Origin of the sequence: Streptomyces sp. NPDC092045 (genome assembly GCF_044756005.1) — a bacterium.
In the GTDB taxonomy this organism is placed as follows: Bacteria; Actinomycetota; Actinomycetes; order Streptomycetales; family Streptomycetaceae; genus Streptomyces.
In genome coordinates, this window is sequence record NZ_JBIVSC010000003.1 from 45,241 (window position 1) to 69,851 (window position 24,611).

The 24,611-nt window shown below is 75.2% G+C and carries 23 protein-coding genes; 12 read left to right on the forward strand and 11 right to left on the reverse strand.

What is annotated here, in order from left to right:
- Positions 1 to 111: 111 nt before the first annotated feature.
- Together ACIQKA_RS10495 and ACIQKA_RS10500 are read right to left on the reverse strand one after the other, a co-directional pair.
- Positions 112 to 1,779 (reverse strand): amidohydrolase, encoded by a 1,668-nt coding sequence (locus ACIQKA_RS10495; protein WP_402540655.1) that lies wholly within the window; start codon positions 1,777 to 1,779, stop codon positions 112 to 114.
- 46 nt (positions 1,780 to 1,825) lie between these two features.
- Positions 1,826 to 3,241 carry a purine-cytosine permease family protein gene (locus tag ACIQKA_RS10500; protein WP_383156483.1) on the reverse strand — a complete coding sequence of 472 codons (1,416 nt, stop codon included), beginning with the start codon at positions 3,239 to 3,241 and terminating at the stop codon, positions 1,826 to 1,828.
- A gap of 182 nt (positions 3,242 to 3,423) precedes the next feature.
- Here ACIQKA_RS10500 and ACIQKA_RS10505 point away from each other — a divergent pair, with 182 nt between their 5' ends.
- Positions 3,424 to 4,032 carry a TetR/AcrR family transcriptional regulator gene (locus tag ACIQKA_RS10505; protein ID WP_402540657.1) on the forward strand — a complete coding sequence of 203 codons (609 nt, stop codon included), beginning with the start codon at positions 3,424 to 3,426 and terminating at the stop codon, positions 4,030 to 4,032.
- 99 nt (positions 4,033 to 4,131) lie between these two features.
- Here ACIQKA_RS10505 and ACIQKA_RS10510 read toward each other — a convergent pair whose 3' ends face one another.
- Positions 4,132 to 5,571: a dihydrolipoyl dehydrogenase family protein gene (locus ACIQKA_RS10510; protein ID WP_383156488.1), complete on the reverse strand. Its 1,440-nt coding sequence runs from the start codon at positions 5,569 to 5,571 to the stop codon at positions 4,132 to 4,134.
- Between the two features lie 115 nt (positions 5,572 to 5,686).
- Between ACIQKA_RS10510 and trxA the strand changes: the two genes are divergently transcribed.
- Positions 5,687 to 6,067, forward strand: coding sequence for a thioredoxin (gene trxA, locus ACIQKA_RS10515; RefSeq protein ID WP_383156490.1), 381 nt, complete (start codon positions 5,687 to 5,689; stop codon positions 6,065 to 6,067).
- A gap of 107 nt (positions 6,068 to 6,174) precedes the next feature.
- Here trxA and ACIQKA_RS10520 read toward each other — a convergent pair whose 3' ends face one another.
- Together ACIQKA_RS10520 and ACIQKA_RS10525 are read right to left on the reverse strand one after the other, a co-directional pair.
- The gene (locus tag ACIQKA_RS10520; protein WP_386371011.1) at positions 6,175 to 7,362 is read right to left on the reverse strand and encodes a thiolase family protein; all 1,188 of its coding nucleotides are present in this window, start codon (positions 7,360 to 7,362) and stop codon (positions 6,175 to 6,177) included.
- A 172-nt stretch (positions 7,363 to 7,534) separates the two neighbouring features.
- Complete coding sequence (locus ACIQKA_RS10525; RefSeq protein WP_383156495.1) at positions 7,535 to 7,798, reverse strand: hypothetical protein; 264 nt, start codon at positions 7,796 to 7,798, stop codon at positions 7,535 to 7,537.
- A 163-nt stretch (positions 7,799 to 7,961) separates the two neighbouring features.
- Between ACIQKA_RS10525 and ACIQKA_RS10530 the strand changes: the two genes are divergently transcribed.
- The 3 genes from ACIQKA_RS10530 (at position 7,962) to ACIQKA_RS10540 (ending at position 10,424) form a co-directional block, all read left to right on the forward strand.
- Positions 7,962 to 8,669 (forward strand): alpha/beta fold hydrolase, encoded by a 708-nt coding sequence (locus ACIQKA_RS10530; RefSeq protein ID WP_383437256.1) that lies wholly within the window; start codon positions 7,962 to 7,964, stop codon positions 8,667 to 8,669.
- Positions 8,670 to 8,683: 14 nt separating this feature from the next.
- Positions 8,684 to 8,914 carry a hypothetical protein gene (locus ACIQKA_RS10535; RefSeq protein ID WP_366378589.1) on the forward strand — a complete coding sequence of 77 codons (231 nt, stop codon included), beginning with the start codon at positions 8,684 to 8,686 and terminating at the stop codon, positions 8,912 to 8,914.
- A gap of 82 nt (positions 8,915 to 8,996) precedes the next feature.
- The gene (locus ACIQKA_RS10540; protein ID WP_402540659.1) at positions 8,997 to 10,424 is read left to right on the forward strand and encodes an SPFH domain-containing protein; all 1,428 of its coding nucleotides are present in this window, start codon (positions 8,997 to 8,999) and stop codon (positions 10,422 to 10,424) included.
- A 336-nt stretch (positions 10,425 to 10,760) separates the two neighbouring features.
- Here ACIQKA_RS10540 and ACIQKA_RS10545 read toward each other — a convergent pair whose 3' ends face one another.
- Positions 10,761 to 10,928 (reverse strand): hypothetical protein, encoded by a 168-nt coding sequence (locus tag ACIQKA_RS10545; RefSeq protein ID WP_383156502.1) that lies wholly within the window; start codon positions 10,926 to 10,928, stop codon positions 10,761 to 10,763.
- Positions 10,929 to 11,005: 77 nt separating this feature from the next.
- A complete protein-coding gene (locus ACIQKA_RS10550) occupies positions 11,006 to 11,836 on the reverse strand; it encodes a TIGR02452 family protein (protein ID WP_383156505.1) in 831 nt (276 codons plus the stop codon).
- A gap of 286 nt (positions 11,837 to 12,122) precedes the next feature.
- Between ACIQKA_RS10550 and egtA the strand changes: the two genes are divergently transcribed.
- Genes egtA through egtD form a run of 4 tightly spaced genes read left to right on the forward strand, consistent with a single transcriptional unit; the run spans position 12,123 to position 16,472 of the window.
- Positions 12,123 to 13,400: an ergothioneine biosynthesis glutamate--cysteine ligase EgtA gene (egtA, locus tag ACIQKA_RS10555; protein ID WP_383447901.1), complete on the forward strand. Its 1,278-nt coding sequence runs from the start codon at positions 12,123 to 12,125 to the stop codon at positions 13,398 to 13,400.
- Positions 13,397 to 14,758: an ergothioneine biosynthesis protein EgtB gene (gene egtB / locus ACIQKA_RS10560; RefSeq protein ID WP_402540662.1), complete on the forward strand. Its 1,362-nt coding sequence runs from the start codon at positions 13,397 to 13,399 to the stop codon at positions 14,756 to 14,758. The genes egtA and egtB overlap by 4 nt, the downstream gene beginning before the upstream one ends.
- On the forward strand, positions 14,758 to 15,510 hold the full coding sequence (egtC, locus tag ACIQKA_RS10565; protein WP_383156512.1) for an ergothioneine biosynthesis protein EgtC: 753 nt from the start codon (positions 14,758 to 14,760) through the stop codon (positions 15,508 to 15,510). The genes egtB and egtC overlap by 1 nt, the downstream gene beginning before the upstream one ends.
- Entirely contained in the window at positions 15,507 to 16,472 is a 966-nt protein-coding gene (gene egtD / locus ACIQKA_RS10570) for an L-histidine N(alpha)-methyltransferase (protein ID WP_402540664.1), read from the forward strand. The genes egtC and egtD overlap by 4 nt, the downstream gene beginning before the upstream one ends.
- Here the strand turns inward: egtD and ACIQKA_RS10575 are convergent.
- The 3 genes from ACIQKA_RS10575 to ACIQKA_RS10585 all read right to left on the reverse strand — a co-directional run bounded on the left by ACIQKA_RS10575 (position 16,367) and on the right by ACIQKA_RS10585 (position 19,501).
- Positions 16,367 to 17,314: a lysophospholipid acyltransferase family protein gene (locus ACIQKA_RS10575; protein ID WP_383437276.1), complete on the reverse strand. Its 948-nt coding sequence runs from the start codon at positions 17,312 to 17,314 to the stop codon at positions 16,367 to 16,369. The two genes, egtD and ACIQKA_RS10575, sit on opposite strands and share 106 nt — an antisense overlap.
- Entirely contained in the window at positions 17,311 to 18,111 is an 801-nt protein-coding gene (locus ACIQKA_RS10580) for a GNAT family N-acetyltransferase (RefSeq protein ID WP_402540665.1), read from the reverse strand. The genes ACIQKA_RS10575 and ACIQKA_RS10580 overlap by 4 nt, the downstream gene beginning before the upstream one ends.
- A 142-nt stretch (positions 18,112 to 18,253) precedes the next feature.
- Positions 18,254 to 19,501 carry an extracellular solute-binding protein gene (locus ACIQKA_RS10585; RefSeq protein ID WP_383437282.1) on the reverse strand — a complete coding sequence of 416 codons (1,248 nt, stop codon included), beginning with the start codon at positions 19,499 to 19,501 and terminating at the stop codon, positions 18,254 to 18,256.
- A 275-nt stretch (positions 19,502 to 19,776) separates the two neighbouring features.
- On the opposite strand from ACIQKA_RS10585, the gene ACIQKA_RS10590 reads away from it, so the two are divergent.
- Positions 19,777 to 19,992, forward strand: coding sequence for a dodecin (locus ACIQKA_RS10590; protein ID WP_366378578.1), 216 nt, complete (start codon positions 19,777 to 19,779; stop codon positions 19,990 to 19,992).
- Positions 19,993 to 20,097: 105 nt separating this feature from the next.
- On the opposite strand, the gene ACIQKA_RS10595 is transcribed toward ACIQKA_RS10590, so the two are convergent.
- A complete protein-coding gene (locus tag ACIQKA_RS10595; RefSeq protein WP_390108487.1) occupies positions 20,098 to 20,586 on the reverse strand; it encodes a hypothetical protein in 489 nt (162 codons plus the stop codon).
- Positions 20,587 to 20,924: 338 nt separating this feature from the next.
- Here ACIQKA_RS10595 and ACIQKA_RS10600 point away from each other — a divergent pair, with 338 nt between their 5' ends.
- The gene (locus tag ACIQKA_RS10600) at positions 20,925 to 21,947 is read left to right on the forward strand and encodes an MsnO8 family LLM class oxidoreductase (protein ID WP_391095413.1); all 1,023 of its coding nucleotides are present in this window, start codon (positions 20,925 to 20,927) and stop codon (positions 21,945 to 21,947) included.
- Positions 21,948 to 22,135: 188 nt separating this feature from the next.
- Positions 22,136 to 24,520 (forward strand): ATP-binding cassette domain-containing protein, encoded by a 2,385-nt coding sequence (locus ACIQKA_RS10605; RefSeq protein ID WP_402540666.1) that lies wholly within the window; start codon positions 22,136 to 22,138, stop codon positions 24,518 to 24,520.
- Positions 24,521 to 24,611: the final 91 nt, after the last annotated feature.

Here is a 24,611-nt window from a genome sequence, read left to right on the forward strand (position 1 = left end):
GCCGCGCCGGGCCGGGGACGGACCACGTCCGCGTCAGCGCCGAGGACGGTCCGCGTCCGGATACGGTCCACGTCCGCATCGGGTACGGCCCACGTCCGGACCGGGAACGGGTCACTCCCCCGCGCGGCGCTCCACGACCACCTCGCCGCCGACCACGACGGTCTCCGCGACGGTGCCCGGGATGTCCTCGGGGGCGACGCGGAGGATGTCGCGGGAGAGGACGACGAAGTCGGCCAGCTTGCCCACGGTCAGGGAGCCGCGCTCATGCTCCAGGAAGTTGGCGTACGCCGAACCCCTCGTGTAGCCCTCGACGGCGGTGGCGACGTCGATCGTCTCGCCGGCCGTCCAGGCCTCGCCGCCACCGGGCGGGCGGCGGGTGACGGCGGCGTGGATGCCGACCATGGGGTCCATCTCGGCGACGTTCCAGTCGCTGGAGAGGGCGAGGACCGCGCCGGCCGCGTGCAGGCTGCGCAGCGGCCAGGCCTTGTGCCAGCGGTCGGGGCCGACGTTCTCGGCCCAGTCCCGGCCCGGTCCGGCGATGTCGGGGGCGGCGTGCCGGGGCTGCATGCAGGCGACGACGCCGAGCTCGGCGAAGCGCGGGGTGTCGTCCGGGTCGAGGCACTCGACGTGCACGACCTGGTGGCGCGCGTCGCGCGGTCCGTTGGCGGCGCGGGCGCGTTCGACGGCGTCGAGGACGGTGCGGATGCCCCGGTCGCCGGTGGCGTGCACGAAGCACTGGAAGCCGCGCGCGTCGAGCCGGGTGAGCAGCTCGGCGAACTCCTCCGGCGGGTAGAAGGTGTCGCCCCGGTGGTGGGAGCAGCCCGCGTACGGCTCCAGGAGGGCGGCGGTGCGGGGTTCGACGACGTCGTCGATGTACAGCTTGAGCGGGCCGACCCGCAGCCGGTCGTCGTCGTGCGCGTCGGCCGCCGCCGCGAAGGCGTCGAGGTCCGCCTCGGTGGTGCCGCGCGGGTGGAAGAGGGCGGCGACGATCCGGGAGCGCAACCGGCCCTCGGCACGGGCGCGCGCGAAGAGGGCGAGGTCGTCGAGGGAGTTCTGCGGTTCGACGACGGTGGTGATGCCGAAGCCGATGGCGTCGTCCAGGCTCTTGGCGAGCCGTCCGTACTGGCGGTCGGGCGAGGCCCAGGGCAGGCCGAGGTCGCGCAGGGCGCGGTGGCCGTCGCGCGAGAGGCCCTTGATCGCGAAGTCCTTGACGAATCCGGTGGGTTCGCCGGTGGCCGGATCGGTGACGGCCCGGCCGAAGGGCAGGTCGGTGTGGTCGCGGTCCACGCCGAGCCGCTTGAGCGCGGCGGTGTTCAGCCAGGCGGTGTGCACGTCGTAGCTGAGGACGAGGGCGGGGGTGTCGCCGGTGGCCGGGTCGAGGTCGGCGGCGGTGGGCATGCGCCCGCCGGGCACGGCCGAGTAGTCGAAGGCCTCGGCCTCGATCCACTCGGCGTCCGGGTTCGCCGCGTGCCAGGTGCGGATCCGCTCGTGGATCGCGTCGAGGGTGCGGGCGCCGGCGAGCTGGACGCAGGCGTCGTCGGAGCCGAGGCGGACGTGGTTGTGGGCGTCGACGAAGCCGGGCAGGACGAGCCGTCCGCCCGCGTCGAGGACCCGGGTGCCGGGGCCGGTCCAGGCGGCGGCGCCGTCGTCGGAGCCGATCCAGACGATGCGCCCGTCGCGGACGGCGAGGGCCTCCGCCTCGGGGAGGCCGGGGTCGACGGTGTGGATCCGGGCGCCGGTGAGGACGAGGTCGGCGGGGACGGAGGCGGTGCTGTTCATGCGGGATGGCTCCATGGCGTGCGGGAGGGATGGGGTGCGGTGGCCGTCAGGGGCGGTGCGGCGCGACGTGCCCGCGGGCGAGGAGCACGTACACCAGGGCGGAGACGGCCGCGCCGAGCAGGGTGAGGTCCGCGCCGCCGAGCGGGGCGACGAGGGGGCCGGTCCACAGTTCGGAGTCGCAGGTGAGCGCGGAGAAGACGAGGCCCGCGAGGAGGGCGGTGAGGCCGGCCGGGTGCAGACCGGAGCGGTACCAGTAGGCGCCACCGGTGTCCGCGTGCAGGCCGGCGGAGTCGTAGGTGCAGCGGCGCAGCACCATGTCGGCGAGGAAGACCCCGCCCCAGGGGGCGAAGACGATGATCAGGAGGGAGAGGAAGGAGAGGAGCGAGGTGGTGAAGTCGGTGAGGAAGAGGGCCCCGAGGGAGCCGGCGGCGGTGACGGCGGCGCTGATGACGATGGCGCGGGCCCGGCTCCAGGGGATGCCGAGGACCTGGAGGTTCAGGCTCGACGAGTAGAGCGTGATGATCGAGTTGGTGACGGAGCCGCCGAGGACCAGGGCGAGGAAGAGCGGCTGGAACCAGCCGGGGAGCAGGCTCTCGGTGCCCGCGACGGCGTCGGTCATGTCGACCTGGGTCGCGGCGGCCGCGCCGGCGACGCCCAGGGCGACGGAGGAGAGGAAGCCGCCGAGGGCCGCGCTGCGGGTGACGGCCTTGAGGGAGGTCGTGCGGGGCAGGTAGCGGGTGTAGTCGGCGGGCATCGGGAGGTACGAGAAGGGGCCCGCGAGCACGACGACGAAGGCGAGGCTCCAGGCCTGGGCGCCGGGCGCGGCGGCGGGGGCGGAGGTGTCGGCGCCGGGCAGCACGAGGACGACCAGGGCGGCGAAGCCGACGGCGAGGACGTACGCCATCCAGCGTTCGGCGAACTGGACGGTGGCGTGGCCCCAGAGGGCGACGGCGAAGGTCAGCGCGAGGGTGACGGCGAGGGCCAGGGCGCGGGGGGCGGGTCCGCCGCTCCAGCCGAGGTCGGCGAGGAAGGCTTCGAGGGCGAGGGTGCCCACCACCGTGTTCACGACGGTGTAGCCGATGCTGACGATCCAGTTGAGGAGGCCGGCGGGCCAGTTGCCCCGGCGGCCGAAGGCGGCGCGGGAGACGACGAGGGTGGCGGTGCCGGTGCGCACGCCGCTGAGGCCGGCCGCGCCGATGGCGAGGAAGGCGAGGCCGCCGATCACGACGACGGCGGCGGCCTGCCGGAAGGAGAGGCCGAAGGCGACGGCGAGGGCGCCGTTGATGACGTAGGTGAAGGTGAGGTTCGAGCCGAACCAGAGCCAGAAGACGTCCTTGGCGCTGCCGTGCCGTTCGGCGTCGGGTATGGGGTCGATCCCGTGTTCCTCGACCTGGAACACCTCGTCGCGGCCCGTGGTCCGCGCGGTTCCCGTGGTCACGGGCGCCGTCTCGTGTCCGAGCACACCGCACTCCTGTCTTGAATGCCGTTCTAAGTTTTAGAACGGCATTCAAGATGTGCGACGAGTTCCGGTCACGTCAAGACCTTCGGAGGTTGCGGTTAGGGTCGGTCCGTACGGGGCGGATCCGCGCACGACGGATCCGCGCGCGGCGGAACGGGCGGAAGAGCGGGACGGGGACGGCGACGGTGGCAGGCACGGCACGACGGCGGGACGGACACGTCACCCAGGAGCGGATGCTGGAGGAGGCCATGGCGGCGATCGCCGAGGACGGCCTCGCCTCCCTCACCATGTCGGCGCTCGCGGAGCGGCTCGGCACGAGCGGCGGCCACATCCTGTACTACTTCGGCAGCAAGGACCTGCTGCTGCTCGCCGCCCTCCGCTGGAGCGAGGCGGCGCTGGCCGGGGAGCGCCGGGCGCTGCTCGTCCGGCGGGTCGCGGCGGAACGCAAGCTGGACCTCTTCCTGCGCCTCTACCTGCCGCGCGGGCCCCGCGACCCGCGCTGGACGCTGTGGATCGAGCTCTGGGCCCGCGCGGCCGGGAACGACGCGCTGCGCGAGGCCCAGGTCGAGCTGGACCGGGGCTGGCAGGAGGACCTGGAGGCCCTGCTCGCGGCGGGCGTCGCCCGGAAGCGGTTCGTCCCGCTGGACACCGGCGCCCGCGCCTCCGAACTCCTCGCCCTGCTCGACGGGTTGAGCACCCGGGTGGTCCTGGGACAGGGAGCGGCGGGCGCCCTGGAGGTGGCGCGCTCGGCGGCGCGGACCCTGGTCCCCCGGTGCGCTCCCGCCGGGCGGTGACGGGTCGGGGGACGGGGCCTCGGCCCCGGTGGTCCCGGACGGGTCCTCGCCCCCGGTGGGCCTCCAGGAGCCACAGTCCCGGCGGTCCCCGACGGGGCCTCAGCCCCGGTAGGCCTCCAGGAGCCGCAGCCACGCCTCGCTCAGCGTCGGGTACGAGGGGACGGCGTGCCACAGGCGGGCGATCGGGACCTCGCCGACGACCGCGACCGTCGCCGAGTGGAGGAGTTCGCCGACCCCCGGGCCGACGAACGTGGCGCCGACGACGACCTCCCGGTCCAGGTCCACGACCATCCGCGCATGGCCCCGGTAGCCCGGCGCGTAGAGGCCGGCCCCCGCGACCTGCGTCATGTCGAGGTCCACGGCCCGGACCCGCAGCCCGGCCCGCTCCGCCTCCGCGAGCGAGAGGCCGACGGCGGCCGCCTCGGGGTCGGTGAAGACCACCTGCGGCACGGCGGCGTGGTCGGCCGTGGCGGCGTACGCGCCCCAGCTCCCGGAGTCCGGGAGGGCGTCCTCCTTCGCCCTGGCGGCGATGGCGGCGCCCGCGATCCGGGCCTGGTACTTGCCCTGGTGGGTCAGGAGCGCGCGGTGGTTGACGTCCCCGACGGCGTAGAGCCAGTCGGTGCCGAGGACCCGGAGGCTGTCGTCGACGTCCAGCCAGGAACCGGGCTCCAGGCCGACCGTCTCCAGGCCGACGTCCTCGGTGCGCGGGGCCCGGCCGGTCGCGAAGAGCACCTCGTCGCCCTCGACGTGGTCGCCGCCCTCCAGGACCACGGTGACCGGACCGGTGCCCCCGTCCCGCACCACCGCGGTGACCGTCGCGTCGCGGACGTCCGCGCCGCGCGCCCGGAGCGCCTCGGCGACGTGCTCGCCGACGAAGGGCTCCATGCGCGGGAGCAGGCCCCCGCCCCGTACGAGCACGGTCACCTTCGAGCCGAGGGCCTGCCAGGCGGTGGCCATCTCCGCGCCCACCACTCCCCCGCCCACCACGACGAGCCGTTCGGGCACCTCCTGGGCCGAGGTCGCCTCGCGGCTGGTCCAGGGCCGCGCGCCGGGCAGTCCGGGCAGCTCCGGCAGGACGGCGCGGCTGCCGGTGCAGACGGCGACCGCGTGCCGGGCGGTGAGCAGGCGGCGCTCGCCCTCGGGACTCACGACCTCGACCCTGCGCGGCCCGGCGAGGCGGCCGTGGCCGCGCAGGACCCGGACGCCGATCGAGTCCAGCCAGTCGAGCTGGCCGTCGTCCTTCCAGTCGCCGACGACCTCGTTCCGGTGGGCGAGGACCGCCGCCGCGTCCAGGGGACCGCCGGCCGCCTCGCGCAGACCGGGCAGCGCGCGGGCGTCGGAGCGGGCGATCCCGGGGCGCAGGAGCGCCTTGCTGGGCATGCAGGCCCAGTACGAGCACTCGCCGCCGATCAGCTCGCTCTCGACGATCGCCGCGCTCAGACCGGCCGCCCGCACCCGGTCGACGACGTTCTCGCCGACCGGTCCCGCGCCCAGTACCACCACGTCGTAGACCTGCTCGTCTTCCACCGTATGTGTCATGATCCCAGTCTGCGGGCAGGGGCCTGGAATAGTGCGGCCCGATACGCCGTTGTGCCCGGCGAGTCCCCCGGGGACCGTGAGGACACCACCAGGAGACCCCGAAAGGCAGGCAGGTATGAGCACCGTAGAGCTCACCAAGGACAACTTCGATGAGATCGTGAGCGACAACGAGTTCGTTCTGATCGATTTCTGGGCTTCGTGGTGCGGCCCCTGCCGTCAGTTCGGCCCGGTCTTCGAGGCGGCGTCCGAGCGCCACCAGGACCTCGTCTTCGCCAAGGTCGACACCGAGGCCCAGCAGGAGCTGGCGGCGGCCTTCGAGATCCAGTCGATCCCGACCCTGATGATCGTGCGCGACAAGGTGGCCGTGTTCGCGCAGCCGGGCGCGCTGCCGGAGGCCGCCCTGGAGGACCTCATCGGCCAGGCGCGGAAGCTGGACATGGACGAGGTGCGCCGGTCCGTCGAGAACGCCCAGGCGCAGGGGAACGCGCAGCAGTAGCGGACCCGCTCGGACGGGGACGGACACGAGAGGGGTGCGGGAGGATCTCCCGCACCCCTCTCGCATGTCCGGCACGGTCCCGGCCGTTCCGGCGCGTCCGCGCGGTCTCAGCGCTCCAGGACCAGCGCCAGGCCCTGGCCGACGCCGATGCAGAGGGCGGCGAGGCCCGTGCCCGAGCCGGCCGCCGCGAGCTGGTGCGCCACGGATCCGGCGAGGCGGGCGCCGGACGCGCCGAGCGGGTGGCCGATCGCGACGGCCCCGCCGCGCGGGTTGACGAGCTCCGGGTCCAGCTCCGGCCACTCGGCGAGGCAGCCGAGCGCCTGGGCGGCGAAGGCCTCGTTGAGCTCGAAGGTCCTCAGGTCGGCGAAGGAGCGTCCCGACTTGTCCAGGGCCCGGCGGACCGCCTCGACCGGGCCGAGGCCGAAGAGCTGGGGCTCGATGCCGGTGACGGCGGAGGCGCGGATCCGGGCGAGCGGTTCGCGGCCGGTCTCGCGCAGCCCCTCCTCGTCCACCAGGAGCAGGGCTGCCGCGCCGTCGTTGAGCGGGGAGGAGTTGCCCGCCGTGACGGTGCCGCCCTCGGCCCGGAAGGAGGGCTTGAGCCGGGCGAGGGCCTCCGGGGAGGTGTTGTCCCGGATCGACTCGTCGCGGGTCAGGTCCACGTCGGGGTAGGGCACGACCTCGTCGTCGTACAGGCCCTTCGCCCAGGCCTCGGCGGCCTTGCGGTGACTGGCGAGGGCGAAGGCGTCCTGCTGCTCGCGGGTGATGCCGTGCCGGTCGGCGACCAGTTCGGCGCCCTCGCCGAGGGAGACCGTCCACTCGGCGGGCATCCGCGGGTTCGTCATGCGCCAGCCGAGCGTCGTGGAGTGCAGCTGCTGGTGGCCGGCGGGGAAGGCCCGCTCGGGCTTCTGGAGGACCCAGGGGGCGCGGGACATCGACTCGACGCCGCCGGCGATCACCACGGAGGCGTCCCCGAGCGCGATGGCGCGGGCCGCCTGAATCACGGCCTCCAGGCCGGAGCCGCAGAGGCGGTTGAGGGTGACGCCGGGGACGGTGACGGGCAGTCCGGCGAGCAGGACGGCCATCCGCGCCACGTCGCGGTTGTCCTCGCCCGCGCCGTTGGCGTCGCCGAAGTAGACGTCGTCGACGCGGGCCGGGTCCAGCGCGGGCGAGCGGTCGACGAGCGACCGCACGACATGGGCCGCGAGGTCGTCGGGGCGCACCGGGGCGAGGGCGCCCCCGAACTTCCCGATCGGGGTGCGGACGGCGTCGACGATGTAGACGTCGCGGATGCTCATCGGTTCTCTCCCACGTGACCTTCGGAACGACTCTGTTCGTCTGTTCGACCGGTGGAGCCGTTTTCGTCCCACCGGGCGCGCAGAGTCTCTGCCCGACGGCCCGCCCTGTCAACGGAGCGTTTCAGGACGTACGCGGGTGATGCGGGGCACTTCGGCGGGCGGGAAGGACCGGTCAGGGAGCGGGACGGACCAGGGGCGTGAGGGCGTAGTCGAGCTCCCGGCCGTCGACGAGCAGCGCCTCGACCGTGCGCGTCTCGGGGTCGATGTCGGCCCGGACGCCGTGCCCCTCGTAGATCGGGTAGCCGGTCTCGCCGTGCCGTCCGGTGGCCTCCACGACGGCCGAGCGGACGGCGCTGTCCGCGACGGAGGCGCCGTGGCGGTCCTCGACGTGCCCGGGCACCAGCAGGATCTCGAATCGCTTCGGAACTGTGCTCATGCGTCGACGCTAAGCGCTCGGCGGGGCTCGCGCCGGGCGACCCGCGAGACCGGCGTCCCCTTCCCGCGCCGCGACGCCCTACCCGCCCGCCGCCGTACCGTGTCCGGTACCGGAGGCGCCGGCGGGCGCTCCGGACGGCGGAGAGGGACGGAGGGGCGGCACCGTGCGTCTGCACACCACCACGTGGGGGTCCGGGGACCGGACGGCCCTGCTGGTCCACGGCATCATGGCCGACCACCGCACCTGGCGACGGGTCGGGCCCGCGCTCGCGGAGCGCGGCTACCGGGTGGTGGCGGTGGACCTGCGGGGGCACGGGGCGAGCGGGCGGGGCGCGGGCCCCGGGGAGTACCGGCCGGAGGACTACGCCGACGACCTCGTGGAGACCGTGCCGGACGGCGTCGAGCTGGCCGTCGGCCACTCGCTGGGGGCGCTCGTGCTCTCCCGCGCGGTGGAGCGGCTGGGGCCGAGCCGGGCGGTGTACTCCGACCCGGCCTGGCACCTGCGGTCGGGACCCTTCGGTTACCGGGCCGAACTCTTCGTCCGGGGCAAGGAGTTGACCCGCGAGATGGTCCGGTCTCTCAACCCGGCCTGGTCGGACGAGGACGTCGAGGACGAGACGGCGGCGGTACGGGTGTGGGACGAGCGGACGGCGCACGGCCTGACGCCGTTCGTGGGCGCCGACCTGTGGCCGGCCCGGCCCGCCGTCCCCTCGCTCGTCGCCCTCGCCGACCCCAGCGCGCTGGTCACGCCCGACGACGCCCGGATGCTGGCAGAGCGCGGCTTCGAGGTCCGTACGGTGGCGCGGGCCGGCCACACCGTCCACCGGGACGACTTCGACGGGTTCATGTCCGCCCTGGACGGCTGGATCTGACGTACCGTTCGGTCATGGACGACGCGTCGATGGAGACCTCGATGGTGGGACTGCTCGGCCGGGTGACCGGCACCGTCGGGCCGGGGCTCGTCGGCGAGGTGATCGTCCGGATCCGGGGCGGCGCCGAGCACTTCCTCGCCCATCCGGCCGTGCCGAAGCAGCGGATCGAGGTCGGGACGGTCGTCACCGTCATGGAACATCTCCCTCCGCGCACCGTCTACGTCACAGCCGCGTACGAGGGCTGACGGAGGCGTTGAGCGGCGCCCCTCGCGGGCGCACACTCCCCTCACCGGGTCCGCTCGGCTCCGGTGAAGGGGGACCTTGCCCATGGGCATCGCAATCATCGCGGGCGCCGCCGTCGGCGCCGTCGCCGTCCTGATCGCCGTCTTCAAGATGATGTGGCGCGTCGCCGAACCCAACGAGGCGCTGATCATCTCCGGCTCCCACCACAAGAACGAGGGCCTCGGCGAAGGCATGGGGTTCCGCATCGTCACCGGCCGCGGCACCCTCGTGCTGCCCGGGGTGCAGGCGGTGCGCAAGCTCTCGCTCGACCTCAACGAGACGCAGCTGTCCGTCGAGTGCGTCACCCACCAGGGCATCCCGCTCAAGGTGCGCGGCGTGGTGATCTTCAAGGTCGGCGACGACTTCGTGTCGATCGCCAACGCCGCCCGCCGCTTCCTCGACCAGCAGAAGCTGATGAGCGAGCGGGTGCACATCGTCTTCGCCGGTCATCTCCGCGCCATCGTCGGCGGGTTGACCGTGGAGGACATGATCCGCGACCGGGAGAAGCTGACCGGGCAGGCGCGGTCGGCCTGCGGCACGGAGATGGAGAAGCTCGGGCTGATCGTCGACTCGCTCCAGATCCACGAGATCGAGGACCCGACCGGGTACATCAAGAACCTGGCCGCGCCGCACGCCGCCGCCGTCCAGCGGGACGCGCGGATCGCGCAGGCGGAGGCGAACCGGCGGGCGACCGAGGCGGAGCAGCAGGCCGCGGCGCGCATGTCGGAGGCGACCAGGGACAGCGAGATCCTCCAGGCGGGCTACCAGGCCGAGCGGGACCAGGCCTCCGCCCGGGCCCGGCAGGCCGGTCCGCTGGCCGAGGCGGCCTCGCGGCAGGAGGTCGTCGTGCAGGAGACGCGCGTCGCCGAGCTGGAGGGCCACCGCAAGGAACAGCAGCTCCAGGCGGAGGTCCGCAAGCCGGCCGACGCGATGGCGTACGAGACCCGGACGCTGGCGGAGGCCGAGCGCGACGCCCGGATCTCGGCCGCCGAGGCCGAGGCGAAGGAGACCGAGCTGGCGAGCGCGGCCAGGGCCACGGCGACCCGGCTCACGGGCGAGGCGGAGGCGGCGGCCCAGCACGCGAAGGGCCTCGCGGTCGCGGAGGCGGCGCGGGCGAAGGGGCTGGCGGAGGCCGAGGCGATCAAGGCGCGGGCGGCGGCGCTCGCGGAGAACCAGGAGGCGGTGGTCGCCCAGCAACTGGCCGAGAAGTGGCCGGAGATCGTCTCCGCGGGCGCGTCCGCCTTCGGGAACGTCGACCAGATGGTGCTCCTGAACGGCGCCGACGGCATGGCGGACGTCTTCGCCAAGGCCCTGACCATGGGCGGCACCGGCCTCGGTCTGGCCCGTCAGCTCCTCGCCACGACGAGTCCGGCGGCGCGGGACCGGCTGGGCGGGCTGGTGCCGCCGGCGCCCCGGACGGCGGACAGCGTGTCGGAGAAGGTGGAGATCACGGTCCGGGAGGAGGAGGGATAGGTCCCGACGACGGCCCGGGGCCGCGTCTCCACGGGTGGGCCGGGGCCGGTGCTCCGGGTACGGGCCCCCGGTCCGTGCCCGGGGCGCCGCGGACCGGCTTCGCGCCCCGGGCACGGACCGGGCCCGCAGCCCGGGTGCGGACCGTACGTGCCGGGCCCCGCCCGCGTCCCGGGCACGGCCACGGACCGGGTTCGCACCCCGACTGCGGGCCGTGCGTACCGGACCCCGCCCGCGTCCCGGGCGCGGCCGGGCCCGGCGCCGTGGTGGCGTCGGGCCCGGCGGTCCCACCGCGGCCGTGGACGTCGGCCGTGGTCCCCGGTCGCGGTCGGACCGGTGTCAGTTGTGGCCGAACCTGCGTTCCTTGCGGTGGCCGTGCTCCACCGCCGAGATCGGCGTCTCGCGCTCGGTGACCCGGGAGGCCTTCTCCTTCGCCGCCGCGTCGGTGCGGTGTTCGTGGCCGCCGGTGCGGGCCCCCTTGTTCACACGGGTCTGTTTCTTGCCCACGATCGTGCCTCCCGTGACGGGTTTCGGACATCGGTCCGTATCCCTTCAGCGTGGCACGCGCGTGCGGGGGCCGCACGTCAGGCCGTACCGCCGACGACCCGGGCGAAGGCGGCGAGCGTCGGCGTGCCGGAGGCGCGGTCCAGGACGGCGAAGACGACCTCCTCGAAGTGGCCGGCGAACCGGCCGTCCCCGGTGAGCAGCGCCGTGAACGCGCCGGCGACCCGTTCCGGGTCGTTCCGGAAGACCCCGCAGCCCCAGGCGCCGAGGACGAGCCGTCGGTATCCGGCCGCGGCGGCCGTCTCCAGGACGCGTTCGGCCCGGGCGGCGAGGGCCGCGGGCAGCCGGTCGGCGCGCTCGGGGGTGGTGCGGCGGACGACGCCCGCGTTGGGGGCGGGCGAGGTGAGGAAGCCGACCGCGAAGGGCTCGGCGAGCAGGTCGCCCCGGTCGTCGCGGAAGACCGGCACCCGGGGCGAGTGGATGACGCGGTCGGAGTAGAAGGCGTCCCGGTCGGCGCGGTGGTGGGCGTAGTAGTCGGGGGCGCGCAGCAGGGTGGCGTACAGGGCGGAGGACCGGCAGAGCGCCTCCTCCTGGGCCTGGGCGCCGTTGAGGTAGCCGCCGCCGGGGTTGCGGGCGGAGGCGAAGTTCAGGACGGCCACCGGGCGGGCGGGGTCGGCCGCGGTCATCCGGCGGGCGGCGGCCAGGCTGCTCTCGCCGGTGACCTCCAGGGTGGGCGTGCGGTCGGTGTCGGGGGTGACGGCCACGGGGCCGGGCCCGTGGAGCCGGGTGCCGGCCAGGGCGGCGGCCAGGTCCTCGGCGACGGAGACGGTCCGGCCGTCCCGGGTCCGGTAGTGGCCGGCGGCGACGATCTCCTCGGTCCGGGCCGCGATGTTGCGCAGTCGTGCACTCATGGACGCAGGATGATCGTTTCCTTCCGTTCGGGACAACGGGTTTTCGCCGGTCCGTGACGAGGGTGAATGTTTCCGTGACGACGGGGAAATCCGGACGGACGGGGGCACGGGGAGCGCGTACGGCCCGTTCGGGGCGCTCTTGCACGCCGCCCGACCGTGGCTTTAGGTGGAACCAGTGGCGTTCCGGGGGCTCCGTTCCCGGAGTCTGTTTCCGGTGCGTCCGGGATCGCGTTCGCGGGACGGACCGTCCCGGGACCGGTCCCCCGGAGGACCAGGAGGTGTACGGATGTCGCCGAGCGGCATACCGCGTGGCGGCCCCCCTCTCACCGAGGTGGAGGCGGAGGAACTGCTGCGATGTATCTGCTTCAAGACCGGCCCGCCCCGCACCGTGGGGGTGGAGCTGGAGTGGCTGGTGCACGAGTCGCGGGACCCCCGGGTGCCCGTACGGCCGCAACGCCTCACCGCAGCCCTCGACGCCGTACGGGCGCTGCCCCTGGTGTCGGCCCTGACGTTCGAACCCGGTGGTCAGCTGGAGCTCAGCTCGCGGCCCGCCGGGTCCCTCATGGAGTGCCTCGACTCGCTCGCCGCCGACCTGCGGGCGGTGCGGGGCGCGCTCGGGCCCCACGGCCTCGCCCTCAGCGGTTACGGGGTGGACCCGTGGCAGGCGTCGCGCGGCCGGGTGCTCCACGAGCCGCGGTACGACGCGATGGAGGCCGCGCTCGACCGGACGGGTCCGGCCGGGCGGGCGATGATGTGCGAGTCGGCGTCGGTGCAGATCTGCCTGGACGCCGGGGTCGACGGGCCGGGCCCGCTGAACTACCGGCGGCGCTGGCGGCTGGCCCACCTGCTGGGCGCGGTCCTCGTGGCCGCCTTCGCCAACTCCCCGGTGCACGGCGGGCGCCGCACCGGCTGGCGGTCGACGCGGCAGTCCCTGTGGGCGGAGCTCGACCCGGTGCGGACGCTCGCGCCGCGGCGGACGCCCCCGCCCCCGCCGGACGGCGACCCGCGGACGGAGTGGGCGGCGCACGTCCTCGACACCCCGGTGCTGTGCGTGCGGACCGAGGAGGGTCCGTGGGCGGTGCCGGAGGGGCTGACCTTCCGGGAGTGGCTGCGCACGGGGCTCCCCCGGCCGGCCGACGTCGACGACCTGCGCTACCACATGACGACCCTCTTCCCGCCGGTGCGGCCGCGCGGCCACCTGGAGTTCCGGATGGTGGACGCGCAGCCGGGGCTCGACGGCTGGATGGTGCCGGCGGCCGTGACGACGGCGGTGTTCGACGACCCGGAGGCGGCGGAGACCGTGTACCGGGCGGTGAAGCCGCTCGCGGAGCGGGCCGGCGAGGATCCGGCGCCGCGCAATCCGCTGTGGGTGGCGGCGGCCCGTGACGGTCTGGCCGATCCGGACCTGCACGCCGCCGCGCGGACGGTCTTCTCCGCCGCCCTGGAGGCGCTGCCCCGGATCGGGGCGAGCGAGGAGGTGCGGCGGGCGGTCGCCGCCTTCCGGGAGCGGTACGTGGTCCCGGGGAGCTCCCCGGCCGACACCCCCGAGGCGGTGACGTCATGACCGGGAACACCGGGAGCACGGACACGGACACGGCCGGGACCGGCTCCGGGGCCGGCGGCGCGGAGGCGCTGCGCGCGCGGGCCCTGGACGCCCTCGCCGCGGCGCGGGACCGGACCCTGCGCCTCACCTCCTGCGTGGAGGACGACGACCTCACCGCCCAGCACTCCCCCCTGATGTCGCCGCTCGTCTGGGACCTGGCGCACATCGGCAACCAGGAGGAGCAGTGGCTGTGGCGGGCCGTCGCGGGGCGCGACGCGCTGCGGCCCGAGATCGACTCGCTCTACGACGCCTTCGAGCACCCGCGCGCCGAGCGCCCGTCGCTGCCGCTGCTCCCGCCGGGCGAGGCCCGCGCCTACGCGGCGGACGTGCGGCTGAGGGTCCTCGACGTGCTGGAGCGGGCGCCCCTGGAGGGGCGGCCGCTGCTCGACGCGGGGTTCGTCTTCGGCATGGTCGCCCAGCACGAACAGCAGCACGACGAGACGATGCTGATCACCCATCAGCTGCGGAAGGGGCCGCCCGTCCTGACCGCTCCCCCGCCGCCGGTCCGCCGGACCGGCCCGTTGCCGGCCGAGGTGCTGGTCCCCGGCGGCCCGTTCACCATGGGGACCTCGGACGAGCCGTGGGCCCTCGACAACGAGCGTCCGGCGCACCGGCGGGAGGTCGCCGCCTTCCACATCGACACCGCTCCGGTCACCAACGGCGCCTATCTGGCCTTCATCGCGGACGGCGGCTACGAGGACCGGCGCTGGTGGCACCCCGCGGGATGGGCGCAGATCCGGGAGCACGGCATCGGGGCGCCGCTGTTCTGGCGCCGGGACGGCGGGCAGTGGCTGCGCCGCCGGTTCGGAGCGACCGAACCGGTGCCGGAGGAGGAGCCGGTCCTGCACGTGAGCTGGTACGAGGCGGACGCCTGGGCGCGCTGGGCGGGGCGCCGGCTGCCGACGGAGGCCGAGTGGGAGAAGGCGGCCCGGTTCGACCCGGCCTCGGGCCGCTCCCGCCGGTATCCGTGGGGCGACGGGGACCCGGGGCCCGGGCACGCGAACCTCGGTCAGCGGCACCTCGGCCCGGCGGCGGCCGGAAGCTATCCGGAGGGCGCCTCGCCGCTGGGCGTGCGGCAGCTGATCGGGGACGTGTGGGAGTGGACGGCGAGCGACTTCCTGCCGTACCCGGGCTTCGCGGCCTTCCCGTACAAGGAGTACTCGGAGGTGTTCTTCGGGCCGGAGCACAAGGTGCTGCGGGGCGGTTCGTTCGCGGTGGACGCGGTCGCCTGCCGGGGCACCTTCCGCAACTGGGACCTGCCGGTGCGGCGCCAGATCTTCTCCGGCTTCCGCACGGCCCGCTCCGCGGAGCTCGGCTGATGTGCCGCCACATCGCCTACGTGGGCGTTCCGGTGGCGCTCGGCGAGCTGGTCGTGCGGCCGGAGCACGGCCTTCTGCGCCAGTCCTGGGAGCCCCGCGCGCAGACCAGCGGGGTGGTGAACGCCGACGGGTTCGGGGTCGGCTGGTACGCCGAGGGGGATCCGGTGCCCGCGCGGTACCGGCGCGCCGGGCCGATCTGGGGCGACCTCTCCTTCGGGGACCTCGCCCGGGTGGTGCGCTCCGGGGCGCTGCTCGCCGCGGTCCGGGGGGCCACGCTGCCCGGCGCGGACGGGGAGGCGGCGGCCGCGCCGTTCGCCTCCGGGCGCTGGCTGTTCAGTCACAACGGCGCGGTGCCGGGCTGGCCGGACACCCTGAACCCGCTCGCCGCGACGCTGTCCGCCGGGGAGCTGCTGCGGCTGGAGGCCCGTACCGACTCGGCGCTCGTGTGGGCGCTCGTCCTGCACCGGCTGCGGGCCGGGGACGCGCCGGGCGAGGCGCTCGCCGCCACCGTGCGGGAGGTCGCGCAGGCGGCCCCCGGGTCCCGGCTGAACCTGCTGCTCACCGACGGCGACCGGATCGCCGCGACCGCCTGGGGCAACAGCCTCTGGTACCTGACGGGTCCCGGCCGGGCGGTCGTGGCCTCCGAACCGTACGACGACGACCCCCACTGGCGGGAGGTGCCCGGGCGGACGCTCGTGACCGCCGACCGCACCGACGTCGCCCTCACCACGCTCAAGGAGCCGCCCGCGTGAGCCCGTACCAGCTGACCCGCACCCTCGACCCGGACGCCGCCGGCGCCGATCTGCGCACCGACGTCGTCCACGGTCTGACCCGCTCCCCCAAGGAGCTGCCGCCCAAGTGGTTCTACGACGCCCGGGGCAGCGAGCTGTTCGAGGAGATCACCCGGCTGCCCGAGTACTACCCGACGCGGGCGGAGCGGGAGATCCTGGCCGCACGGGCGCCGGAGATCGCCGCGGAGACCGGGGCCAGGACCCTGGTGGAGCTGGGCTCGGGGTCCTCCGAGAAGACCCGGTTCCTGATCGACGCGCTGCTGCCCGGCCTGGACGGCTACGTGCCGGTGGACGTGAGCGAGTCGGCGCTGACCGGGGCGGCGGAGTCGTTGCTCGCGGAGCGGCCGGAGCTGCGGGTGCACGCCCTGGTCGCGGACTTCACCCGGGGCCTCGCGCTGCCCGGGACGCCGGGGCCGCGCCTGGTGGCCTTCCTCGGCGGCACCATCGGCAACCTGCTGCCCGAGGAGCGGCGGACCTTTCTGCGCTCGGTCCGCTCGATGCTCGCGCCGGGCGACTCCCTGCTGCTCGGCACGGACCTGGTGAAGGACGAGGCGACGCTGGTGGCCGCCTACGACGACGCGACCGGGGTGACCGCGGAGTTCAACAGGAACGTGCTGTCCGTGATCGACCGCGAGCTGGGCGCGGACGCCGATCCGGCGGACTTCGAGCACGTGGCGGTGTGGGACGCCGAGCGGGAGTGGATCGAGATGCGGCTGCGCGCCCGGCGGGCGCTGACCGTGAAGATCCCGGAGCTGGACCTCGTGGTGCCGTTCGCGGCGGGCGAGGAGCTGCGGACGGAGGTGTCGGCGAAGTTCCGTCAGGAGGGCGTGCGGGAGGAGCTGGCGGCGGCGGGCCTCGAACTGGCGCGCTGGTGGACGGACGGCGGGGACAGGTTCGCGCTGTCGCTGGCGACGGCCCGCTGAGCCGGAATCCGCCGGGCCGGGTCCTGCCGGGTGGTTCCGCGCGGGGCCACGGCCCGCTCGGCGGCGGCCGCCAGGGCCCGCCGGTCCGGGTACCGGCCGCTCGGCAGGGGGTCCGCGAGGCGGACCTCGGCGGTGGGGCGGCGGGCGGTGACGACCCGCCACAGGGAGGCGCCGAGCGGGTCGTCCCCGACGTACGCGGCGGCGTCGGCGGGCCGGTAGTCGATCCGTACGGGCTGTACGGCGCAGCCGGCGTCCAGGGCGGCCTGGAAGGCGGCGGGCCGGAACCGCCCGCGCTCCCGGCCGCACCAGGTGGAGCCCTCGGGGAAGACGGCCACCCGGCCGCCGGCCGCGAGGATCGCGGCCATCGCGCGGACGGTGCCGGGCAGGGCCCTGAGCCGGTCCCGGTCGATGAAGAGGGTGCCGCCGAGGGCGGCGACGAGGCCGAGGACGGGCCAGTGGCGCACCTCGGCCTTGGCGACCGTGCGGGCGGGCAGGACGGCCGCGAGGAGCGGGATGTCCAGCCAGGAGACGTGGTTGGCCACGACGAGGAGGGGGCCGGTGGCGGGGGTCCCCGCGTAGCGGACGCGGACGCCGAAGGCCCGGACCGCCGTGCGGGTCCAGAGGCGGACGAGGGCGAGCCGGGCGGCGGTCGGGAGCGGGGCGGCGGCCGGGGCGAGGAGGACGCCGAGGAGGACGGTGGCGGTGCCGGCGGCGAGCCGGGCCAGGGCCCGCAGGGGGCCGGCTCCGGGTTCGGGGCCGGTGCCGTCCGGGTGGGCGGCGCAGCGGCCCGGGGTGCAGGGCGCCGTGGGGAGCCACGGCGGGAGGGTCGCGGGTCCGTTCACCGGGCCGGGACGAGCGACAGGAAGTGGTTGAGGTAGCGCGGGTTGGTGCGGCGCAGCGAGAGCAGGACGTAGAGGTCGGCGACGCCGAAGTCGGGGTCGTGCGCGGGGGCGCCGCAGACCCAGGCGCCGAGCCGGAGGTAGCCGCGCAGCAGCGGGGGCAGCTCGGTGCGGCCCTCGGGGCGGGCGACGCCCTCGGGGCTCCAGAGGCGGTGCGGGGTGACCCAGTACTCCTCCGGGGCGAGGTGCTTGGTGCGGACGGCGTCCCAGGTGGCGACGGCGAGGGCGCCGCCGTCGTCGAGCGGGACCGAGCAGCAGCCGGCGATCCAGTTGTGGCCGGTCTCGGCCATGTAGCGGGCGAGACCGGCCCAGATGAGGGCGATGACGGCGCCGTTGCGGTGGGCGGGGTGGACGCAGGAGCGGCCGACCTCCACCAGGTCGTGCCGGACGGGGGCGAGCCGGGCGAGGTCGAACTCGCCCTCGGAGTAGAGGCGTCCGGCGACGGCGGCCCGCTCGGGCGGCAGGAGCCGGTAGGTGCCGACGACCTCGCCGGTGGTCTCCTCCCGTACGAGGAGGTGGTCGCAGTACGCGTCGAAGGCGTCGGAGTCGAGGCCGGGCTCGGGCCCGTCGAGCCGGGCCCCCATCTCGCCGGCGAAGACCTGGTGGCGCAGCCGCTGGGCGGCGCGCACGTCCTCCTGGTGGCGGGCGAGGCCGACGGCGTACCGGGGCGTGGGCTGCTCGGCCCGGGTGCGGGCCCGGGGCTGTGCGGGGACGGCGAGCGTGTGCGTCGGTGCGGACATGGCGGGCGCCTCCGGGCGGAAGGGAAGGGCGGGGCCGGGACCGCTCGCGCGGTGGCCCGGCTCCTTGCTCCTTCACTTCTTCCGTGACCGGCTGGATTCGACGTGACCGTCCGGGGGCCCGCGGGTGTGCGAACGCTGAATGCTATTCGGCGAGGGTGTCGGTGATCGCGTCGGAGGCCTTCCGGGCCGCCTTGATCGGGTCCTCGCCCTGGAGGACGGCGGTCATGTAGGGCTTGATCGGGTTGTCCCCCTCGACGTTCGCCCACTGCGGGGAGTTGGGGGTGGCCCGGCCGCGCGCGGCGCCCCGGGCCATGACGGCGGTGGCCTCCTGGCCGGCGACGACGGAGGCGAGGCCCTTCTTGTTGGGGACGTAGCCCATGGCGCGGGCGAGTTCGGTCTGCCACTTCTCGCCGGCCATCGCCTTGACGACGTCGAGGGCGGCGCCGCGCTGGGGCGCGTTCTCCGGGATGACGAGGTCGGAGCCGCCGGTGAAGACGGCGCAGGGCTGGTCGGCCTTCTTGCCGGGTATCGGGAAGTAGCCGAGCTTGTCCTTGAGCCCCGGGTTGGTCTTGAGGATCGCGGCGACGGCGCTGGGGGTGGCGATGAGCTGGGCCACGTCGCCCTTGGCGAAGACGTCGGCCTGCGGCGGGTTCTGCTCGTCGGCGTTCTTGGGGCCGGAGCCGAGGGACTGGAGTTCCTTGTAGAAGGCCATGCCGCGCTGGGCCTCCGGGCTGTCGAGGACGCCCGTCCACTGGCCGCCCCTCTCGACGGCCAGTTCGCCGCCCTCGTCCCAGACGAAGCCGGAGAGGGTGTACCAGTCCTGGCCGGCGAGGTAGATGCCCTGGGAGCCGTTCTTGTTGAGCTTCTCGGTGTCGGCGAGCCACTGGGCGCGGGTGGCCGGCGGCTTGTCGATGCCGGCGTCGCGGAACAGGTCCTTGTTGTAGATGACGATCCGGTTGGCGGCGTACCAGGGGATGCCGTACTGGGAGCCGGAGATGTTGCCGGGCTCGGCGAGGCCGGGCAGCCAGTCCTCGCTGCCCAGGTCGCGGACCGACTCCAGGGTGAGGTCGAACAGCTTCTCGGTGTCGGCGTACTGGGCGACCTGGGTGTTGCCGACCTCGATGACGTCGGGTCCGCCGGGGCCCTCGATCGCCTCGGTGACCTTCTTGCCGATGCCGGTCCACTCCTGGATGGTGAACTGGAGTTCGACCCCGCCGTGCTCCTCCTCGTACGCCTTCTTGAAGCGCTCGATGTAGTCCTCGCTGGCGCTGTCCCGCATCAGCCAGATGTTGACGGTCTTCGTGCCCTCGCCGCCCGGCAGCATCCCGCAGCCCGAGAGGGCGAGCGCGGTGGCGGCTGCCAGGGGACAGACGAGACGTCGGTTCTTCACGTGGGTCACCTTCTGCGGTTCAGCACAGGGTCGTGCGTAGGGGCTGACCCGGCATGGGGGGACCGAACGGGGTGTTCGCGCGGGTATGTGGCCTGGATTCTGGTCTGGACCAACGGGATGGTCAAGTCCTTGACCATCCCGTTCCGCCCCCCGGAAGGACGGTCTGTTCCATTACCGACGGTAATTCCCCGTGGTCCGCCGGGAGGTCGTCGTGTCGCGCCCCGGCGCGCCCTGGGGCACGGTGGAGGGAACGCACCGAGAGGAGTCCGTCCCCCATGTCGAACCACACCTACCGCGTCACCGAGATCGTCGGCACCTCCACCGAGGGAGTCGACCAGGCCATCCGCAACGGCATCGAACGCGCCTCGCAGACCCTGAGGGGCCTCGACTGGTTCGAGGTGACGCAGGTGCGCGGCCACCTCGTCGACGGCACGATCGAGCACTACCAGGTCGGCCTGAAGGTCGGCTTCCGCCTGGAGGACGAGAACTGACCCCGGGGGGCCGACGGTCTCCGGGACGTCACGGCCCCTCCCGGGCCCGACGGCCTCCGGGGGCCTGACGTCGCCGCGGACCCGGGTTCCGGGTCCGCGGCGACGTCAGGTCCGGCCCTCCTCCTCCTGCGCCTCCCGCAGCGCCTCGGAGGGGGCCGCCCAGCGGGCCCGTACGACGGTGAACCCGGCGGCCTCCGCCGCGTCGCAGACCTGCGCGTCGTCGTCGACCAGCATCCGCACCGCCCGGTCGGCGGCGAGCCCGCGCAGGACCTCCACCTTGGTCACCCGGGCCGGCCGGAAGTCGCGGTCGCGCCGCATGTGGACCGGCCCCGCGGGCAGCCCCTGCCGCGCCAGCCAGTCCACGGTCGCGCGGCGGCACCGCTCGGGCCGCCCGGTGAGGTAGACGACCTCGCACTCCCGGGCCGCCTCGCGGCACAGCGCGAGGCCCTCCTCCAGCGGCGGGTCGTCGGGCGCCGCCGCGAAGAACGCGCTCCAGTCCTTGGGCCTCCGCTCCAGGAAGTGCTGTCGGTGCGCGGTCGCGGCGAGGGTGTTGTCGAGGTCGAAGACGGCGAGGGGCCTGTTGTCCTGTGTCACGGGGCCAGGGTAGGAGGCGGGACCCTCATCGGGAGGGACGGCCGGGGAAGGGGGAGGAGTCCCTCCGGGGCGGCGGGCGGAGACCGGGCGCGATGTTCCCCTCCGGGGCGGCGGGCGAGGACCCGGGGCGGAGTCCCCTCCGGGGCGGCTGGCGAGGACCGGGGCGAAGTCCCGTCCGGGGCGGTGGGCGAGGACCCGGGGCGAAGTCCCGTCCGGGGCGGCGGGCGAGAACCGGAAGCGGGTGGCCCCTCCGTGGCGGCGGACGAGGCCGGGGCGGAGGCGGGGCCTCCCGGCACGGCGGCCGGGAATCCCCCGCGCTCCACGGCGTTGAACCCACCGTGAGCAGCTTCCCCGGCGACGTCCGCTTCTCCGTCCTCGACCGCTCCCGCACCCGGGAGGGCGAGGACGCCTCCCGCGCGCTGCGCGAGACCGTGCGCCTCGCCCGGGAGGCCGAGGCCCTCGGCTACCACCGCTTCTGGGTGTCGGAGCACCACGGGGTGCCCGGGGTCGCGGGATCGGCGCCCACGGTCCTCGCCGCGGCCGTCGCCGCCGCGACCTCCGCCGTCCGCGTCGGCACGGGCGGGGTGATGCTCCCGAACCACCGCCCCCTGGTCGTGGCCGAGCAGTTCGGCGTCCTGGAGTCCCTGTTCCCCGGCCGGATCGACATGGGCGTCGGCCGCTCGGTGGGCTTCACGGACGGCGTCCGCCGGGCCCTGGGCCGGGACAAGGACGACGCCGACCGGTTCGGGGAGCAGCTCGCCGAACTCCTCGGCTGGTTCACCGGCGAGCGGACGGCCCACCCCCAGGTGCACGCGCGGCCCGCCGAGGGCCTGCGGGTCCCGCCCTTCGTCCTCGCGACCGGCGAGGGCGCGGGGATCGCGGCGGCGGCCGGTCTGCCGCTGGTCGTCGGTGACCTGCGGGGCCGGGACCGGCTGCTGGCCGCCGTCGACGCGTACCGGACCGGCTTCCGCCCGTCCCGGTGGGCCGCCGAGCCGTACGTGGTCGTCGCCGGGACGGTCGCGGTGGCCGCCACCGAGGAGGAGGCCCGGCGGCTGCTCGTCCCGGAGGCGTGGGCGATGGCGTACTCGCGCACCCGGGGCGTCTTCCCGCCGCTCGACGCGCCGGAGCGGATCGAGCGGCTGGCGATGACGGAGAAGCAGCGCGGCTTCTACGAGGCGGCGCTCCGGGGGCACGTGCACGGCACGGAGGAGCAGGTGGCCGAGGCCCTGGAGCGGGCGGTGGAGGAGACCGGGGCGCAGGAGGTCCTGGTGACCACGAGCACGTACGACCGGGAGGCGCTGAGCGCGTCGTACCGGAGGCTGGCGCGGGCGGTGGGGCTGACGCCCCGGGCCCTCCCCTGAGGCGGGTCCGGCCGCGAGGCGGGTCCGGCCGCGCCCGTCCGAAGGGCCCGGCCCGCGCTCCCCGGAACGCCCCGGCCGCGCCCGCCGGGAGGACCCGCCCGGCCGGAAGGCCCGGCCCGCGCCCTCCCCCGCGTCCGTCCGGCCGCACCCGACCGGAGCAACCACCGGATAGCGCATAAAATCGGATCATGCACGCCAGCCCCCACGATCCGTACGTCCGCGTCCGAGGCGCCCGCGAGCACAATCTCGCGGGGGTCGACGTCGACATCCCCCGGGACGCGCTCGTCGTCTTCACCGGGGTCTCCGGCTCCGGCAAGTCGTCGCTCGCCTTCGGCACGGTCTACGCCGAGGCGCAGCGGCGCTACTTCGAGTCGGTGGCGCCGTACGCGCGGCGGCTGATCCACCAGGCGGGGGCGCCGTCGGTCGGCGAGATCACCGGACTGCCGCCCGCCGTCTCCCTGGAGCAGCGCCGGTCGTCGCCGAACGCCCGCTCCTCCGTCGGCACGGTCACCACCCTGTCCAACTCGCTGCGGATGCTGTTCTCGCGGGCCGGCCGCTACCCGGAGGGGGCCGGGCGGCTGGACTCCGACGCCTTCTCCCCCAACACGGCGGCGGGGGCCTGCCCTTCGTGCCACGGGCTCGGACGGGTCCACGAGACGAGCGAGGAACTCCTGGTCCCCGACCCGGACCTGTCGGTCCGTCAGGGAGCCGTCGCCGCCTGGCCCGGCGCGTGGCAGGGGAAGAACCTGCGGGACGTCCTCGACGCCCTGGGGTACGACGTCGACCGGCCGTGGCGGGAGCTGGCCGCGAAGGACCGGGAGTGGATCCTCTTCACGGACGAGCAGCCGGTCGTCACGGTGCACCCGGTACGGGAGGCGGGGCGGATCCAGCGCCCGTACCAGGGCACGTACACGAGCGCCCGGCGGCTCGTCCTGCGCACCTTCTCGGACTCGAAGAGCCCGGCCCTGCGCGCGAAGGCGGAACGCTTCCTCACCAGCGCGCCCTGCCCGGTGTGCGGCGGCGGGCGGCTGCGGCCCGAGGCGCTCGCGGTCACCTTCGCGGGCCGGAACGTCGCGGAGCTGGCCGCGCTGCCGCTGACGGCCCTGGCCGGGGTCCTCGCCACGGCGGCGGCCGGGGAGGACGCGACGGAGACCGCGCGGGTGCTCACCGAGGACCTCGTCGCCCGGATCGGGACGGTGACCGAACTCGGCCTCGGCTACCTGAGCCTGGACCGCGCCACCCCCACCCTCTCCAACGGCGAGCTCCAGCGGCTGCGGCTCGCCACCCAGCTCCGCTCGGGGCTCTTCGGCGTGGTGTACGTCCTCGACGAGCCGTCGGCGGGGCTGCACCCGGCCGACGCGGAGGCCCTGCTCGTGGTCCTCGACCGGCTCAAGGCGGCGGGCAACTCGGTCTTCGTCGTCGAGCACCACCTCGACGTGGTCCGGCACGCCGACTGGCTGGTGGACGTCGGCCCGGGGGCCGGGGTGCACGGCGGACGGGTGCTGCACAGCGGGCCGCCGCGCGAACTGGCCGGCGTCGGGGAGTCCGTGACCCGCCGGTTCCTCTTCGACCGGGAGCCCGCGCCCGCGCGGACCGTGCGCGAGCCGGCGGGCTGGCTGCGGACGGGGCCGGTCACCCGGCACAACCTGCGGGAGGTGGACGCGGCCTTCCCGCTCGGGGTGTTCACCGCCGTCACGGGCGTCTCCGGCTCCGGCAAGTCCACCCTCGTGGACGCGCTCGTGGACGCGTTCACCGAGCGGGGGGAGGGCGCCGGGCGTCTGGTGACGGTGGACCAGCGGCCCATCGGCCGCACCCCGCGCTCCAACCTCGCCACGTACACCGGCCTGTTCGACGTCGTCCGCAAGCTGTTCGCGGAGACCGAGGAGGCGAAGGCGCACGGGTACAGGGCCGGACGCTTCTCCTTCAACGTGCCCGGCGGACGCTGCGAGACCTGCCAGGGCGAGGGGTTCGTCTCGGTCGAGCTGCTCTTCCTGCCCAGTACGTACGCGCCCTGCCCCGACTGCCACGGCGCCCGCTACAACCCCGAGACCCTCCGGGTGCGGCTGCGCGGCCGCACGGTCGCGGAGGTCCTGGACCTGACCGTGGAGTCCGCCGCCGCCTTCCTCGCGGACGTCCCGGCCGCGGCCCGGAGCCTGCGCACCCTCCTCGACGTGGGCCTCGGTTACCTGCGGCTCGGCCAGCCCGCCACCGAACTCTCCGGCGGCGAGGCCCAGCGCATCAAGCTCGCCTCGGAGCTCCAGCGACCGCACCGCTCCCCCACCCTGTACGTCCTCGACGAGCCGACCACCGGGCTCCACCCGGCCGACGTCGAGGTCCTGATGCGCCAGCTCCACGGGCTGGTGGACGCCGGGCACTCGGTGGTCGTCGTCGAGCACGACATGGACGTGGTCGCCACCGCGGACTGGGTGGTCGACCTGGGCCCGGACGGCGGCGACCGGGGCGGCCGGATCGTGGCCGAGGGTCCCCCGGAGCGGGTGGCGCGGGCGGCGGACAGCCGCACCGCGCCGTATCTGGCCCGGGCCCTCTCCGGGGGAGCCCCGCACCCCTCCTGAGGCGGCCGGACGCCGTGCCGCCGCCCCGGGCCGGGGACGGTGCGGCGCCGAGGCGGTGCGGCGGCAGCGGTGGCGGCGGCGGGATCGGACG